The following is a 15,000-nucleotide window of genomic DNA, read 5'->3' as shown; positions in this document are numbered from 1 at the left end:
CCCCCAGGAGACTCCCGTCACAACGCAAGTTTGGCGGTGAGAGGAATGGAAGTGAGGAGCTTCACCCCTGAGTCGAATTGTTGCAGAGCAACAACAGGTGACTCTTTGAGCGATGAGCGAGTAATTAAACTTTGGTGCATAGCGAGGTGTAGGTATTTCACAGATTTAATGGTAAAATGTGAGGTATGGAAAAAGCCTACCGTTACCGTTTGTATCCAACTGCCGAGCAAGAACAAATATTGCGCCGGACAATTGGCTGTGTGCGGTTGGTTTTTAACAAGGCTTTGGCTTCCCGAACAGAAGCTTGGTATGAGAGACAACAGAAGGTTGATTACGTTCAGTCTTCTGCTATGCTGACGCAGTGGAAAAAACTTGAAGACCTCCAGTTTTTGAATGAGGTTAGCTGTGTACCACTGCAACAAGGCTTGAGACATCTGCAAACGGCTTTCACTAATTTCTTTGCTGGTAGGGCAAGATACCCCAATTTCAAAAAGAAACGCAGTGGTGGCAGTGCAGAGTTTACCAAGTCTGCTTTCCGGTGGAAAGACGGGCAGGTCTACTTGGCAAAGTGTTCTGAGCCATTGCCAATCAAATGGTCTAGGCAACTGCCCAAGGTGTGTGAACCTAGTACCATCACAGTTAAACTTGAACCTTCGGGACGCTGGTTTGTCAGCTTGAGAATTAACGATCTGACTGACGAAACTTTGCAACCCGTTGACACTGCTGTGGGACTGGATGTTGGAGTGAGCAGTCTTGTAACCCTGAGTACAGGTGAAAAGATTGCTAACCCCAAAGCGTTTGACAAGCACTATCAAAAGCTGAGAAAGGCGCAGAAGTCTTTGAGTCGTAAACAAAAAGCCTCTCGCAACCGAGATAAAGCAAGACTCAAAGTAGCTCGTCTTCAAGCTAAAATTTCTGATTCTAGGAAAGACCACTTGCACAAACTGACAACTCGACTGATTCGTGAAAACCAAACGATAGTAGTTGAGGATTTGGCAGTCAATAACATGGTCAGAAATCCCAAACTCGCCCGTGCTATTAGTGACGCTGCATGGTCGGAGTTGGTGAGGCAACTGGAATATAAAGCTCTTTGGTATGGTCGAACAGTAGTGAAAATTGACCGATGGTTTCCCAGTTCTAAACGCTGTGGGAACTGTGGTCACGTTGTTGAAAAATTGCCGTTGAATATCAGAGAGTGGGACTGTCCCAACTGCGGGGCGCACCATGACAGAGATATCAACGCGGCTAAAAATATTTTGGCGGTGGGACACACCGTTACAGTCTGTGGAGCGAACATAAGACCTGATAGGCATGAGTCTAAAGGGCAGTTGCAAAAATCCAGTAATGGAAAGAAACAGAAACCTAAGTCGTGAGTTTTAGGAATCCCCCGCTACACTCGCAAGGGTTAGCGGTGGGAGGATGTCAAAATCTTGATTACTGACTTTTGGCGTACCTAAAATGAAAACCAAAATCCTGAATTTAGCACAACGCCCTGCCCCTATCCGGCTGGGTTGTTTTATTTTGGCATTATTATTGCTGTGGCTACCCCTGGCTGCACCAATATATTTACTAGTGGATGATTCTAATTTAGTAAGTATATTGACAATGGTAATACTATATGTAGAGTTTATTTTTCTGCTGAGGTTATGGGGTCAAAAAGTCTACCAACAACCCCGAATACTAAGGCTATATGGCTTGGAATTTACGCGGCGCAATGGTGTAGAACTTCTGTGTGGCTTAGTCTTAGGAATCATTAATATTTTTATTTTATTTGGGATACAAGGTTTTTTGGGTTGGCTAGTGTGGCAACAACCAAAGATTTTTCTCCTGAAAGTAATTTTAGAAGGCTTTATTGTTGGTTTAGGTGTAGGTTTTGCAGAAGAATTGTTATTTCGTGGCTGGTTGTTAGACGAATTGGAAAGAGATTACAGTCAGCCTGTCGCATTGTGGATAGATGCACTAGTCTTTGCTGCTTTACACTTTATTAAGCCACTTACAGCAATTATTCACACATTACCACAGTTTCCGGCTTTAGTATTGTTGGGGTTAACGCAGGTATGGGGTAAGCGTTGGCGGCGGGGAAGATTGGGCTTACCAATAGGTTTACATGGTGGTTTGGTTTGGGGCTACTACATTATTAATGTCGGGGGATTAATTGAATACTCTGGTCGAGTTCCTGACTGGATAACTGGGGTAAATAATAATCCCTTACAAGGATTAATGGGGGTTGTTTTTATGGGTATATTGGCGTTGTGGATGCGGAGGCGGAGTGTTAAAGGTTAATTATGATTAAATATAGTGTCATTTTACTATTATTGATATTTTCTTTGTCTGTAGCATCTCCTGCTTGGGCTATGGTATGCCGCAATTATGAAGGGCATCAGATTTGCATTCTCAGTATTCAACGTAGTGCGAAAAAATATTGGGAATATCAGGCGGCTGTAAGTGTTGATGGAGTTAAAACACCTGTGGAAGTTTACAATTGCCGGGGTAAATTTAAAATTCAAAAAGATAGGACTGTAATTCAATTCACTCAGAATAGTCCTGGTGAAATAATTTGTAGTTTTTTTAAGAAATAGGTAATCATAATTATTTCTGTTGCCAGATTTAGAGTAATCAATATATGATGTGCTAAATTTAGCCGTATTTGAAAAATTACAATCAACAATAACTATGTTTAGTTGGTTATTTGAAATTTTTAACTGGTTTCGGAAGCTATGGGAACGATTAGATGAGAAAACGAAACGTGCAATTATAGAGGAAGTCGTTAAGTCTTTTGAAGAGTTACTTCGTTCTTTTTATAAATGGTGGAAAAATCGGTAATAAAAATGAGGATAAATAATGAGCAATTTTAAGGATTTTATGGATGAAATTGAAAACTCATCTGCTCAATCATTGCCAGAGTGTGATTTAACACTTCCTGCCATTCAGGTAGCGTTAACAGCAGCAGTTAGTGGACTATTGTTACCATCTTTAATATCTCACAATGAACAACAAAAGTTCTCAGAAGAAGTTTCTAATCTGGTTAAGGACGAATCTTTCCTAGCCGAACTGAGTAATCAGATTGGTGAACCATTAGATCCTGAATCTGAAGACGAATTTGTGAAACGCGGTAGCGATGCGCTAAGACAATTGCTTTATGACAAATTTGGCATCAAGTAGGCTCGATTCAGCTTTACCAAATAGTGTTGACTTTAGATAGTTGTATTTTACTATCTCTACTAATTACAGGTACTTGTAAATATAAAGCTGTGGCAGCAATAATGCGATCCGGTAAATCTGGGATTTGCGCGCGATTTATTAAACGCAAAGCTTGGGCAATATCACGCTCAAAGGGAACTTCAGCTAATACAGCATTGTTGGAATCAACAGATGCTAACAGACGTTCAAGTGTCAGGGGAGAAATCCGCCCTTTTTCGCTCAAATACACAATTTCAGCTAGTGTAATAGAGGAAAATGCCACTTGATGGCCATCAGATGCTATTTGCTCAATCGTATCTTTTGCTAGAGTAGAAAGTCGCAAATCGCTAAAAATATACCAAATGACTGTATGGGTGTCGGCTACAGCACGTAGCATCAAATATCCTCCCGTGCAAAGGTTGCCCATTCCTCAACACGAGCTGCATCAATTTCATCTGCGGAAGGTGCTTTTCCCAAATCCGCACACAAACCCCATAATGATTGACGTGGAGCAGGAATTTCATCAATTAACTCTCGTTCTATGTCAGGCACTATTTGCTGAATTAAGCGTACTTTGTCCACTGTAGAGAGTTGCTTTGCTAAATCAATAACTTCCTGTAGAGTCACAAATTTCTACCTACTTTACCTATAAAAAGTTTAGCAATATCAATAGATAGGATGTTTTTTTAATTTTTATAACCCTTTCTCCAGCACTGTACCAACCAAACAAGCTTTCTCTAAATTCACACCATTCAAATTTGCCCCTATTAACTCAGCACACAACAAGTTAGCCCCTGTCAAATTCGCCCCTGCCAAATTCGCCCCACGTAAGTCGGCTTCTTCTAAATTTGCTTCACTTAATAACGCTCCTTCCAAATCTGTACGAGTTAAGTCCGCACCTTTGAGATTTGCACCTGTAAGATTAGCACCACGCAAGTCAGCACCACGTAAGTCAACACCTTGTAAGTTAACATTCATCAAATTCGCGCCACTTAAAAAAGCACCAGCCAATGACACGTCGCTGAGTATAGCCCCCATCAGGCTAGAACCACGCAAGTTGCTGCCTCGTAAGTCTGCACCAGTTAAATCTGCTTGCATGAGATTAGCTCCCATGAGGTTAGCCCGCAAGTCGGTTGCTTGGAGGTTAGCACCCATCAAATTTGCGCCTTCTAAATGCCCACCTTCGAGCTTAGAACCTGCGAAATTAGTACCAACAAGGGTAGCACCTGCCAAATTTATGTGGCTTAAATCTAGTTGAGAGAGTTCCTCATCTTCTAAATTTACCCCTGGGAGTTGTTTGAGTTTTCCTTGTCTAATGGCTTCAATATTCATTGGGGGTAACTACCAATTTCCTCACTAGTCTTGCTCTGGCTATCCCATCGGGAATCAATCAGCCACATTCCTGTACTAACTTTAGATGTCATTAGGGGTAAGTCGAGTCCCTGTTGTAAACCCATAACTAACAAAGTTAGGGCATCTAATAGTTTAGGGTCAAAGCGATCGCATTGTTGTCTGCATTCTACCAAGGCTTGAGCAAATATCTCTGCCCGATTCTGCTGGGAGGATTTTAGTTGATTGACTCGCCACTGAAAGTCTGCAACCAATGCCAAAATTCTCGACTCTAGGGGAATTGCATCACCTGCTAACCCGGCTGGTTCTCCTGTTCCATCCCAGTATTCGGTCTGGTGAGTGATAATTTGCGCTACTGCACGTAATCTTGACATTTTTCGTAATACTTGCGCTCCTGGAATCAGAGGACAACTCAAAGGGCAACTGGGGGCTATTTCTTGGGGTTGTGTGGATGCAGCAGGAGTCAGAACGCTTTGTGCTGTGCGGAGTGGATCTATGCGGTGTAATAACGCTGCTAGTTTTAATCTCTTGATTTGCCATGCAGGTAAATCTAAAAGTTGCCCCATTGTTTCGGCGATCGCACTGACTTCTTCCGCAGCCATTGGGTTGTCAATATCAGCCAGATCCATCAGTTGCGCCATCCGCAAAAATGCTTGCACTTCGTTAGAAAGCAAGTTGCTATCTAGAGCTTTTTGACGCAGTGCAGTAGGAATGGATAGTTGTTCTTGACCTGTTTTGAGGTAATCGACCACACGGGAGACAACTGTTAACAGGTTTTCTGAAGTAATGACAGCAGGTGGAATTGCCTGTTGATCACTCAAAAGGTTTTCTGCTAATTCTGGGTTGTATTTTTGAATGTGAGCGATCGCTAATTCTGCTGTTTCTCTCACCAAGGTCGGCTCAAATGTCCACAAACCATAGAATTTACGCTCTAAATCAGAAGTTGGTATTCCCCCTGAACCATAATCAGCAATTGATAACTCTTGACAAAGTACCATTGCTGTGTATTTAGGCGACAGAATGATTAAGTGCCATTCCTGAGTTACCGGGTCAGTTGCATCTAATGCTACTAAGTCTACATTTGATAGTTGGCTCGTGGGATGTTCAGCAAAGCCTGTATCCGGTGAGGCCATAATCACAATTTGGCGGCTGTGGTTGGCAATGTCTGCGTATCTTTCCGCCTCTTCTAAATACCACTTACCTCGTTGAAAGGCAGTAATTACCAAGGGTTTATTTTCATCAGTTAAGATGTGGTCTTCTAAGGCATGACACAAAGCAACAAGTGTATTTTTGTAATACACTCCAAAGTGAATCGGTCTACTACTATGACGATGGGCTGTTTCCAGCAGTTGTAGAATTGAACCTTCTAACATAGGGCTTTGGGGGCAGGAACGGCAGAGGAGGAAGAGCGGGTTAACAATTCAAAATTCAAAATTCAAAATTCAAAATTCAAAATTAAAGACAGTTGGAGTTGGGGATTTAAACCTCAACTCAACTGATACTACGTGTAGACGTAGGGGGCTTAAACCCTTGAATTTACGATAAGGGACACCAGGGAGACAAGGTAGAATTACTTTTGACTCACTACTCAGCACGGGCTAAACGCCCCGCTACCGCTAACAGCACTCAGCACTCAGCACTCAGCACTTAGCACTTAGCACTCCCTACTCCCTACAATACACTGGCTAACTGTTTATCTGTCTTTTCAATCGGTGCAGAAAGTGCTTCTTCCAAATCGGCACAACCCAACTTTTCTTCTAAGATTTTCATCACTTCCCTACCGAAATCATTGGGGTTTCGTCGCCAGGCTTGCAAGCACACTTCACCAAAGAATGAACCAAGAGGTTCAGGATTCCAGAGGAGTTTTTTGGCTGTCCACGGCATTAAACTCATCGGATCATACCCAGGTTTAAGAATACCTTCTTTGAAGGCATATTCTTCTAAGTGGGTATGGGGTTGCAAGCCAATAAAAAAGATGGCTGGTTCGACTTTATCCGCACCGAAAATCTTTTCTAGTTCACGATGGTAAGCGATGGTTTGGCGAATGGTTTCGGGACGTTCGTCAATCACATTAAAGGAGTAGTTGACGGATACTAAATCATTGAAACCAGCTGCTTTTAAGTCACGGCAGTTTTGCAGAACAGTTCGCAGATTGTAACCCATCCGCATTTTCCGCACGAGTTCTTGAGAACCGCTAGTGATGCCGATTTCAAAGTAATTCATCCCTGTCTTCGCCATCAAATCACACAACTCTGGTGTGAGGTTGTCGGCTCTGATGTATGCTGCCCAATGAATATCTGTCATCCCAGAATCTACGATTTTCTGTAATAGTTCTACAGCATCGTCGATAAATTTCCGTGCAGGAATAAATTGGGCATCAGTAAACCAGAAGTTGCGAATACCACGATTATATAGTTGGCGCATTTCTGCCACCACCTCATCGGCTGGGTTTATCCGTACCTGTTTACCTTCGACAACGGTGTAGACACAGTAACAGCAGTTGTGGGGACAACCTCGTTTAGTTTGGACACCAATGTAAAAGTCTTCTTCTTGCAGGTAATAGTTAAACTCTGGCCAAATAGTTTCTATATATTCGTAGTTACAGGCGGTTTTTTCGAGGGGGGTAGGTTGTTCGTGAATTAGTCTTTGTCGTGGTTGCGCTTCTCCTACTACATAGCAGCGTTCATCTCGGAACTCTCGGCCATGGAGGAATTTTTCTAGTAAGGTTTCCCCTTCACCCACAGAAATAATTGTTCCTGGGGGTAAGCTTTTACCCAACTGTTCGTAAAATACGCTGACTGCACCACCACCTACAACTGCACGGGCTTGTTGGTGATACTGTTTGGCTCGTTTTAAGCCCCGTTTAATTAATCCCAGATTGCGCCACAACTCTACATAGTAAGCAATGAATATTCGCAACCCGCCCAAAGCCCCACGCAATTTAATGAAAGGATTTTTCGCGTAGTAGAATTCAAAAGCGTTTTGTAGCGGGTTGCCACCACGCCCACCGACTGGGGCATAAATTTGAATATCCCGCCACGAAAATACAAGTAGTGTTGGCTGGAATTCGTCGATACAACGATCTAAAGCTGAAGCATAGTCTAAAGGTGGAACAGTTCCCAAATCAAAAATGCGTTGTTCGATGCTGGGAAAAACCTTGTGGACATGATCACTCAGATAAACAACCCCTATGGGGAAGATAGGGTTACAAGGAAGGCGAACGTAAAGAATTCGATTTTCCATCATCTTGCCGTTTTTTGGGAAAAGTCCAAGAAAGTATCAATTTTTAATGTGCTGGTTGGTTTAGCACTTTATTGGCAATCATACTTGACATTGAAGCAGATTCTTGATAATTAGATTTGCTCAATATCGAGGAGTATGAGTAAGGTTTTATGAAGAAAATTTTCATATATCTTTACCATAACATTGAGTTTATAAGAAAGTAGCTGCAAAACCTTGTGATTTGAGCAATGAGAATAAAAACTACAGACTAGGCTTAAGCTACGGGGAGTGTGAATCATTAAGCGATGATCCCTGCGGCTATTTCCTACGATAGAGGAAGCCATAAAATATTCACAACGTAAGAAATTAAAGGAATTGTAATGATTAACTATGGTAAATATCTATGATATTTGGCGCAATAAGTTAATTAATCTAGTGAAAAATCCCCAAAAATTCTTGCATAGTGTAGAATTATATAGAATAAAAAAGTTTTATTAAAAATTCATAACTTGAACATACCTTTAGATAGAAATAACGTAGAAAATTTCAGTTGGTAGTCGGAGTTACAACATAGAGGGATCAGCAAGTGTTAATTTTGCTGGTGTAATGTAAAATTGTGGCGTAAAGCTCCTCGGCAGTTATGGCTCAAATATTAGATCCTCTACCACCTGAGCAATTGGGAAAAGTTCTCTGCTGCTACGTTAATGCCACGAGCAAAATCCAGGTGGCTCGCATCTCCAATATTCCCAATTGGTATTTTGAAAGGGTGGTTTTTCCTGGACAACGCCTCGTGTTTGAAGCTCCTCTAGAGGCCCAGATGGAGATTCATACAGGTATGATGGCAAGTGCGATTTTGTCTGATACAATTCCGTGCGATCGCCTGATGATTAGCGAGCCAAGCAGTAGCGAATTAGATACAAACTCAGTCGGTGCAGACCCTATTAGTACAAAAGCAATTGTTCAGCCAAATAATACAAAATCTAGTGATACAACAAAACCTTTAACAGTTGCTGGTTAAGCATCAATTGATTAAAAAAATAATTTTTAAATCTCTGAGGGTTGCTGAAGTCAGCAGCCTTTTTTATTTTTATTTTTAGTTAATGGGGATTGGGGACAAATCAAGTCAAAAGTCAAAAGCCAAAAGTCAAAATTAAATAACTCCTGGGGATTGGGGATTGGGTATGATTTACCCTGTCACCTGTCACCTGTCACCGTTCGGCTGACGCTCACGGCGTTCGCGCTAGCGTCCCGCAGGGAAGCCTGTCACCTGTCACCTGTCACCTGTCACCTGTCACCTGTCACCTGTCACCTGTCACCTGTCACCTGTCCCCTGTCACCTATAAAATAAACCTTATGCACCTACCTTCTTTTATCTGGTTGTGGAAAATAGCTGCTTGGTCGATGGGATTATCGATACTGGCGTATTTACTCTTAGCGGTTACAGGCTTTTGGATGTGGCGAGTGAGAAATTATCAGGACGTTCCTGATTTTTTGTTGCTCAATTGGGCTACCCCTCGTTTGTGGCGATCGCTCCACTATACAATGGGCATCAGCATGGTTAGTTTAGTGCTGTTACTTTTGGCTATTGGTATAGTCGGCACTTTCGGTCACTTCGGTTCTTTGGGACACTCATCACACTTATGGGCTGGGTTGATAGTAGTAGGATTAGTTTTAATATCAGCTTTTAGTGCCACACAAATCAGTCACCGACGACCTTGGGCTAGACCTTTACATATTAGTCTGAATATTGTTTTGTTTTTTGGTTTTACTTGGGTATCACTCACTGGTTGGAGTGTGGTGCAAAAATATTTACCTTAGTTGGGGACTGGGGATTGGGGACTAGAAGGTAGATTTGATCCCAATGCCCCATGCCCATCTTTAGTTAGACTAAAATCAAAAGCCCATAATTTGATGATTGAGCCGTGACAGTAAACTCAGCTAATACTTCAGCGTCTATTTTTCGTCTATCTCCGCTAATTCGGATCACGCTGTTGAGTCTTTATATAGCACTGACTCTACCCTTACCTTTTTTAGCTCAAGCAACAAATGCACCCACTCCCCCTGCTTTGTTATGGGTGGGAATTTGCATTGGTTTCTTTGGCTTGTATGCGGTTTTGACTGAAAGAGTAATTGTAGATGACCAAGCAATTCAAGTAACTTACCCAGCTTGGGTTTCTCGGTTCTGGCGTAAAGGTTGGTCTTTACCTTGGTCAGAGATAAAACAGCTTAAACCGCGCTCTACGGGTCAAGGTGGGTTAGTTTATTATTTTCTGTGTCAAGATGACAAAGCTTATCTACTACCGATGCGAGTAGCTGGATTTGCCCGTTTAGTAAATATAGTTCAAGCTAAAACAGGTATAGATACCACAGATGTTCGCCCTTTGGCTCAACCGTGGATGTATTTGATTTTATTAGGATTTACTCTGTTGTTATTGTTGATTGATTGCTGGACTATCACTACAGCCTTAGCTAGGTGAACTACCCACACTGACTTGGAGTACCAAGTACAGTGTCGGCTTCTGTAATCACAGGGGAGTGCCTAAACTTAGACTTTCGTCCAAGAGTGGGACTTACCTCCCCTCCTACAGCAGAGACGGCTGAACCTTCCGCCTTTATCATTCTGATGCCTTCGGCTCTAATATTTATCGCTGCATTTCCATCTCTGTCATGATGAGTGCCACAATGAGGACAAATCCATTCACGGACATCCAACGGCATCTCACCAATCTGATAGAAACAATTAGAGCAGAGTTTGGAACTGGGAAACCATCTATCAATCTCAACCAACTTTCCACCCTTGCGTTCTAGCTTATAGGCTAAAAAATTGGTGAACATTCCCCATCCTGCATCAGAGATTGATTTTGCTAATTTGTGGTTACGAACCATGCCCTTGACATGAAGATTCTCTACTATGACAGCTTGGCTATCGCTGACCAACTTATAACTAAGTTTATGTAGAAAATCTTGCCTGGAATTACTAACTCGTTCGTACACTTTGGCAACAACTTTTCTATATCTATTTCTTGAATTACTCCCTTTTTGTTTACGGGCTAATTTCTTCTGTTTACGCTTGAGATTTTTCTCATGTTTAGCAAGGTGTTTAGGATTGTCGTATTTAGAAACTCTTTCACCATCAGTTACAACAGCGAAATGTTTTATCCCTAAGTCAACACCATAAATCTTGCCATCTGTAATAGTAGGGTGTTCACCTTCTATCTCGGTCAGAATAGATGCAAGGTATTTACCTGATGGAGTTTTACATACAGTTACAGTCTTGATTTTCCCCTCAATTAGCCTATGTATTTTGGCTTTGACTGTCCCAATATTACCTGGTAATTTGATATTGCCATCAACAATTTTGACGTGTTGAGGATATTGAATTGACTGTTTACCATGCTTGGATTTGAAGGAAGGAAAACCTGCACGTTTCTCAAAAAAGTTTTTGTACGCAGTAGTCAGATTCAGTGTGGTAGCTTGTAAAACTTGGCTATAACAATCAGCCAACCACTTTGTATCTTCGGCTTTTTTGAGCGTTGGGAGAAATGCGTTGAGTGCTGCACGTGTAAGCCCTTTCCCTGTTTCTTTGTAAGTCTCAATTGACTTATTTAGGGCATAATTCCACCACCATCGAGAACATCCAAAAGTCTGCTCCAATAATGTTTTTTGCCCCGTTGTTGGATATAAACGAACTTGTACAACCTTGTGCAACACTTAACATCACCTCCTTGATGAATCTATCTTATCATGATATATATATTCTGGTAAGCTTATTGAAAATAAATAATTGTTGATTCGTCATACATCTAATATTTGTCTTTGCTGTGCAAAAAATTAATCTTAGATGCAATCCTTATCAACCACCTTATATCCCGCCACTGATTCGGAGTACCAAATGAGCGTGGGGGACTTACGGCGTAATAGTTAAAGATGGGACTGGGGACTGGGGAGTGGGACAAAATTTCTTGTCCACTTTATCCCCTACACTAGGGTGTTGACTTTGTTGGTTTTTAGTAAATATGTACCATGTACTTTGTATTTCGTTAAAAGCCCAGTCATTACAAGGTTTCAGCCATAGTGGAGATGTGCAAAAAACTGCATGAACCACACCCCAAAAAAGCCACAGAGTCAACAGCCTACCCCTACACCCTTACACCCCTACACCCCCACACCCCTAATGAAACTGCAATTACGGCTAGAACAAGTTAATCTGTTTGCAAAGTTGAAAACTCAGCTTCAGGGATACCCGATACTGCGGGATATTTCCTTTGATGTTTCCCCTGGAGAACGTTTAGCAATTGTCGGCCCCTCTGGTGCTGGTAAAACTTCACTATTACGTTTACTTAACCGTTTGAGTGAACCTGCTAGCGGCAAGATTTATCTAGATAATCAGGATTATTACCAAATCCCAATTATCAAACTGCGCCAGATGGTGACACTGGTATTACAAGAGCCAAAATTGTTAGGGATGACAGTCCAGCAAGCCTTGGCTTATCCTTTAGTTTTGCGCGAATTGCCTAAACAGACAATTCAAGAACGAGTTAATTATTGGGTAGAACAACTGCAAATTCCCAATGATTGGTTAGAACGCACTGAACTACAACTTTCGGCTGGACAAAGACAGCTAGTAGCGATCGCGCGAGCTTTAGTCATTCAACCACAAATTCTGCTCTTAGACGAACCAACATCTAATTTGGATATTGGCAGAGCTACCCATTTAATGCAAGTTTTAATTAAACTCAATCAAACTCATCAAACTACAATTTTGATGATCAATAATCAAATAGACTTAACCCAGGTATTTTGCACCCGTTTGTTAAATCTACAGCAAGGAAGTTTGTTATTTAATCAAACAGCCTGTAATATCGACTGGGTTAATCTCCGAGAAAGGTTATTGCACGCCGAAACTCAAATCACTGAAGAATGGAGCTAGTCAGCAATTCAAAATTCAAAATTCAAAATGAATAAAAATTGCTGTGACAAGTCTCTTCACGATTTCGATTTTGTAAATTGTAGGATCAACAGATTTTTATTCAAAATACCATACAGGAAGCAAGCTTTGGATTCTGATATTTTGAAATTTGGTGATTTTCACCTATGACCTTTGTCCAGTTAGTGTTGAACGTTGATTACTAAATCTCTCCTTTGGTAACTTGGTTTGTGTTTGGGGAGGATTAGCATTCAAACTTTCCATATTAAATCTGTATCCCACGTTCCGAATAGTTTGAATCAAACTAGGCTGACGAGGATCAAGTTCAACTTTTTTGCGTAGAGATAAAACATGAGTGTCAATGGTACGCGGGTTGTCAATAGCATCAGGCCACGCACGACGCAACAACTCAGACCGACTCAATGGTACTCCTCCAGCTTGTGCCAAAACGTAGAGCAAACTAAATTCCTGGGGAGTGAGGTCAATAAACTCTCCTTGGAATCGGACACGACGCTGCACTAAGTCAATTTGCAAAGTACCATAATCCAAATAAGCAGGTGCTGTAGGCGTGCGATTGCGACGAATTAAAGCCTCTACCCTAGCCAAAAACTCTTGCATTCCAAAAGGCTTGCTCAAGTAATCATCAGCTCCTGCTTTCAAGCCTGCAACCACATCAGCTTCATTAGTACGAGCAGATAGCATCAAGATGAGCGGCTGTTGCTGACGATGCAACCAACGACAAAACTCAATACCATCTCCATCTGACAAATCGGCATCTAGGATGACCAAAGTTGGTTGATGGCTTAAAAAAGCTTCCCTAGCTTGATAAATGCTAGCGGCTTGATGAACTCTATATTCCAATTGTTGCAAGTGCCAACCAAGCAACGACCTCAGATGGGGATTCCCCTCAACGATTTCAATACAAACCGAACCCACGGCGGCAAGACCCCTTAGCGTCTGATGAATTTCAAAGTAACAAGCCCATGCTCAAGGTTTTGTAGCCTTTGTTACTCGACTAACAATTAGCTTTACATTTTCTCAATACAAAAATTGGCCAGATGCTTATGTTTTGCCTTATCCAGACCGGAGTTAGTAATATTCTTAAATTTTTGTTATGATTATTAAAAATTTTCCCGCTAAATATCCTATCTGCTATTTGAGTCTGGGTAATCTGCCAAAAAACTATATTACAAAGCAATCTCACAATTACCAGGACAACGCTAACGTTTTTCTAGAAAATATTGATGCTTGCAATTACCTATCCCGTCAAGATACTATCCAAAACAAGTACAAGTATAGGAATAACTGATTGGATAACCTAATTTGATTTTTTCTGGAATAGGATGTAACTATATTGTAGTTGCTGGAGAGATTGCCACCATTAGGTATCAGAGCTTTTTAGGGTAGTTCAAGCAGAAATGCCCCCTTCACTTTTTAGTCTGAATCATTTACAATTCTCATTCCAAAGAGATCAATAAAGCAGTTATGCTCCAAGACACACAATCGATCCGCCATTACCAAAGAATTACTGACGCCTTCGTCGAGTTGTGGAATCGCGGGTATCGCACGGATGATATGCGGATGTATTTGGATGGCTATCTAGCGGCACTGCGAAATGGAAACGTTATTGAACCGTTTCTGATTCATCGTTTGGAGGAAGAAGCCAGTCGTTACTTGTACGATGGGTCAAATTTTGTTATGACACAACCTCAGCCACAACATGATTATTACTAACACCTACTCAGAGGTGACTATAGTGGCGATAAAGCAACGCAGATAATTATAACATATTATCTGTAAAGGTCAACAACTCTATTCATATTAACTTTGGGAATCACTGTAATTACAAAAATTAACCCCTCAACCTTTGAGGGGTATCAAGCTAATTTTTGATAATCTAAATTAGAAAGAGATTGATTCAGTTTCTAACTTTTGACATCTCCTCCGACTGGAAGTCAGGAGGATTCTAAACTGATGTTGCTACGGGGTCTGAAAGACCCTCTCCGCAACGTTTACTAATTGATTGTTAAATAACTCAATTAGCTTTGGCACTGTCAAAATGCCCTACCCACCTCGACTAGATTAAATCTAGTTGTATGGCTACTTGAATGTTAGGTGAAATGCGTGAATACGTTTTTGTTACGGAGTTTTTCATCCTATATTCACGCTATTTGATTTTATCATGTTGTCTAATAAATTAGACAATTAGCTTTCATCCCCCGGCTAGAAGCCGGAGGTTCTCAGCATAAGTACGATAGCGGTTCTTGCTTTAGTGAGGTACAAGAACCCCACCCCCAACCCCCTCCCCGCAAGCAAGGAGG

At 41.5% G+C, this 15,000-nt stretch carries 16 protein-coding genes; 9 read left to right on the top strand and 7 right to left on the bottom strand.

All coding sequences use genetic code 11. From position 1 onward, the window contains the following. Positions 1 to 185 precede the first annotated feature (185 nt). The 4 genes from L6494_RS20665 (at position 186) to L6494_RS20650 (ending at position 3,162) form a co-directional block, all read left to right on the top strand. Complete coding sequence (locus L6494_RS20665; protein ID WP_237989647.1) at positions 186 to 1,373, top strand: RNA-guided endonuclease InsQ/TnpB family protein; 1,188 nt, start codon at positions 186 to 188, stop codon at positions 1,371 to 1,373. 85 nt (positions 1,374 to 1,458) lie between these two features. Next, on the top strand, positions 1,459 to 2,283 hold the full coding sequence (locus tag L6494_RS20660; protein ID WP_237989646.1) for a CPBP family intramembrane glutamic endopeptidase: 825 nt from the start codon (positions 1,459 to 1,461) through the stop codon (positions 2,281 to 2,283). A gap of 2 nt (positions 2,284 to 2,285) precedes the next feature. Further along, positions 2,286 to 2,579 (top strand): hypothetical protein, encoded by a 294-nt coding sequence (locus L6494_RS20655; RefSeq protein WP_237989645.1) that lies wholly within the window; start codon positions 2,286 to 2,288, stop codon positions 2,577 to 2,579. A gap of 262 nt (positions 2,580 to 2,841) precedes the next feature. Continuing rightward, the gene (locus tag L6494_RS20650; RefSeq protein WP_237989644.1) at positions 2,842 to 3,162 is read left to right on the top strand and encodes a hypothetical protein; all 321 of its coding nucleotides are present in this window, start codon (positions 2,842 to 2,844) and stop codon (positions 3,160 to 3,162) included. Positions 3,163 to 3,175: 13 nt separating this feature from the next. Here the strand turns inward: L6494_RS20650 and L6494_RS20645 are convergent, their stop codons facing one another. The 5 genes from L6494_RS20645 to L6494_RS20625 form a co-directional block, all read right to left on the bottom strand. Further along, entirely contained in the window at positions 3,176 to 3,577 is a 402-nt protein-coding gene (locus tag L6494_RS20645; RefSeq protein WP_237989643.1) for a type II toxin-antitoxin system VapC family toxin, read from the bottom strand. After that, the gene (locus L6494_RS20640) at positions 3,577 to 3,807 is read right to left on the bottom strand and encodes a hypothetical protein (RefSeq protein WP_237989642.1); all 231 of its coding nucleotides are present in this window, start codon (positions 3,805 to 3,807) and stop codon (positions 3,577 to 3,579) included. The genes L6494_RS20645 and L6494_RS20640 overlap by 1 nt, the downstream gene beginning before the upstream one ends. Positions 3,808 to 3,873: 66 nt before the next feature. Next, positions 3,874 to 4,512, bottom strand: a complete 639-nt coding sequence (locus L6494_RS20635) for a pentapeptide repeat-containing protein (protein WP_237989641.1) — start codon at positions 4,510 to 4,512, stop codon at positions 3,874 to 3,876. Further along, positions 4,509 to 5,903, bottom strand: a complete 1,395-nt coding sequence (locus L6494_RS20630) for a DICT sensory domain-containing protein (RefSeq protein WP_237989640.1) — start codon at positions 5,901 to 5,903, stop codon at positions 4,509 to 4,511. Before L6494_RS20630 ends, L6494_RS20635 begins: the two co-directional genes overlap by 4 nt. Positions 5,904 to 6,201: 298 nt before the next feature. Then, positions 6,202 to 7,776: a photosystem II high light acclimation radical SAM protein gene (locus tag L6494_RS20625; protein WP_237989639.1), complete on the bottom strand. Its 1,575-nt coding sequence runs from the start codon at positions 7,774 to 7,776 to the stop codon at positions 6,202 to 6,204. Between the two features lie 616 nt (positions 7,777 to 8,392). On the opposite strand from L6494_RS20625, the gene L6494_RS20620 reads away from it, so the two are divergent. From L6494_RS20620 to L6494_RS20610, 3 genes are all read left to right on the top strand, one after another. Further along, the gene (locus L6494_RS20620; protein WP_237989638.1) at positions 8,393 to 8,770 is read left to right on the top strand and encodes a DUF1830 domain-containing protein; all 378 of its coding nucleotides are present in this window, start codon (positions 8,393 to 8,395) and stop codon (positions 8,768 to 8,770) included. Between the two features lie 335 nt (positions 8,771 to 9,105). Next, positions 9,106 to 9,570: a DUF4079 domain-containing protein gene (locus L6494_RS20615; protein ID WP_237989637.1), complete on the top strand. Its 465-nt coding sequence runs from the start codon at positions 9,106 to 9,108 to the stop codon at positions 9,568 to 9,570. Between the two features lie 104 nt (positions 9,571 to 9,674). After that, complete coding sequence (locus L6494_RS20610; RefSeq protein WP_237989636.1) at positions 9,675 to 10,229, top strand: hypothetical protein; 555 nt, start codon at positions 9,675 to 9,677, stop codon at positions 10,227 to 10,229. A gap of 1 nt (position 10,230) precedes the next feature. On the opposite strand, the gene L6494_RS20605 is transcribed toward L6494_RS20610, so the two are convergent. Continuing rightward, complete coding sequence (locus L6494_RS20605; protein ID WP_237989635.1) at positions 10,231 to 11,463, bottom strand: RNA-guided endonuclease InsQ/TnpB family protein; 1,233 nt, start codon at positions 11,461 to 11,463, stop codon at positions 10,231 to 10,233. A 463-nt stretch (positions 11,464 to 11,926) separates the two neighbouring features. Between L6494_RS20605 and L6494_RS20600 the strand changes: the two genes are divergently transcribed. Beyond that, positions 11,927 to 12,682, top strand: a complete 756-nt coding sequence (locus tag L6494_RS20600) for an ABC transporter ATP-binding protein (protein ID WP_237996182.1) — start codon at positions 11,927 to 11,929, stop codon at positions 12,680 to 12,682. A gap of 162 nt (positions 12,683 to 12,844) precedes the next feature. On the opposite strand, the gene L6494_RS20595 is transcribed toward L6494_RS20600, so the two are convergent. Beyond that, on the bottom strand, positions 12,845 to 13,615 hold the full coding sequence (locus tag L6494_RS20595) for a response regulator transcription factor (protein ID WP_237989634.1): 771 nt from the start codon (positions 13,613 to 13,615) through the stop codon (positions 12,845 to 12,847). Between the two features lie 549 nt (positions 13,616 to 14,164). Here L6494_RS20595 and L6494_RS20590 point away from each other — a divergent pair. Continuing rightward, on the top strand, positions 14,165 to 14,413 hold the full coding sequence (locus L6494_RS20590) for a DUF6761 family protein (protein ID WP_237989633.1): 249 nt from the start codon (positions 14,165 to 14,167) through the stop codon (positions 14,411 to 14,413). Positions 14,414 to 15,000 lie beyond the last annotated feature (587 nt).

Source organism: Nostoc sp. UHCC 0870 (assembly GCF_022063185.1).
Lineage (GTDB): Bacteria > Cyanobacteriota > Cyanobacteriia > Cyanobacteriales > Nostocaceae > Trichormus.
Note: the sequence above shows the minus strand (reverse complement) of the source record. Positions and strands in the feature narration are given on the sequence as shown.

Coding starts and splice junctions, on each gene's coding strand:
- L6494_RS20665 (WP_237989647.1), top strand. CDS start 186: ATGGAAAAAGCCTACCGTTACCGTTTGTATCCAACTGCCGAGCAAGAA.
- L6494_RS20660 (WP_237989646.1), top strand. CDS start 1,459: ATGAAAACCAAAATCCTGAATTTAGCACAACGCCCTGCCCCTATCCGG.
- L6494_RS20655 (WP_237989645.1), top strand. CDS start 2,286: ATGATTAAATATAGTGTCATTTTACTATTATTGATATTTTCTTTGTCT.
- L6494_RS20650 (WP_237989644.1), top strand. CDS start 2,842: ATGAGCAATTTTAAGGATTTTATGGATGAAATTGAAAACTCATCTGCT.
- L6494_RS20645 (WP_237989643.1), bottom strand. CDS start 3,577: ATGCTACGTGCTGTAGCCGACACCCATACAGTCATTTGGTATATTTTT.
- L6494_RS20635 (WP_237989641.1), bottom strand. CDS start 4,512: ATGAATATTGAAGCCATTAGACAAGGAAAACTCAAACAACTCCCAGGG.
- L6494_RS20630 (WP_237989640.1), bottom strand. CDS start 5,903: ATGTTAGAAGGTTCAATTCTACAACTGCTGGAAACAGCCCATCGTCAT.
- L6494_RS20625 (WP_237989639.1), bottom strand. CDS start 7,776: ATGATGGAAAATCGAATTCTTTACGTTCGCCTTCCTTGTAACCCTATC.
- L6494_RS20620 (WP_237989638.1), top strand. CDS start 8,393: ATGGCTCAAATATTAGATCCTCTACCACCTGAGCAATTGGGAAAAGTT.
- L6494_RS20615 (WP_237989637.1), top strand. CDS start 9,106: ATGCACCTACCTTCTTTTATCTGGTTGTGGAAAATAGCTGCTTGGTCG.
- L6494_RS20600 (WP_237996182.1), top strand. CDS start 11,927: ATGAAACTGCAATTACGGCTAGAACAAGTTAATCTGTTTGCAAAGTTG.
- L6494_RS20590 (WP_237989633.1), top strand. CDS start 14,165: ATGCTCCAAGACACACAATCGATCCGCCATTACCAAAGAATTACTGAC.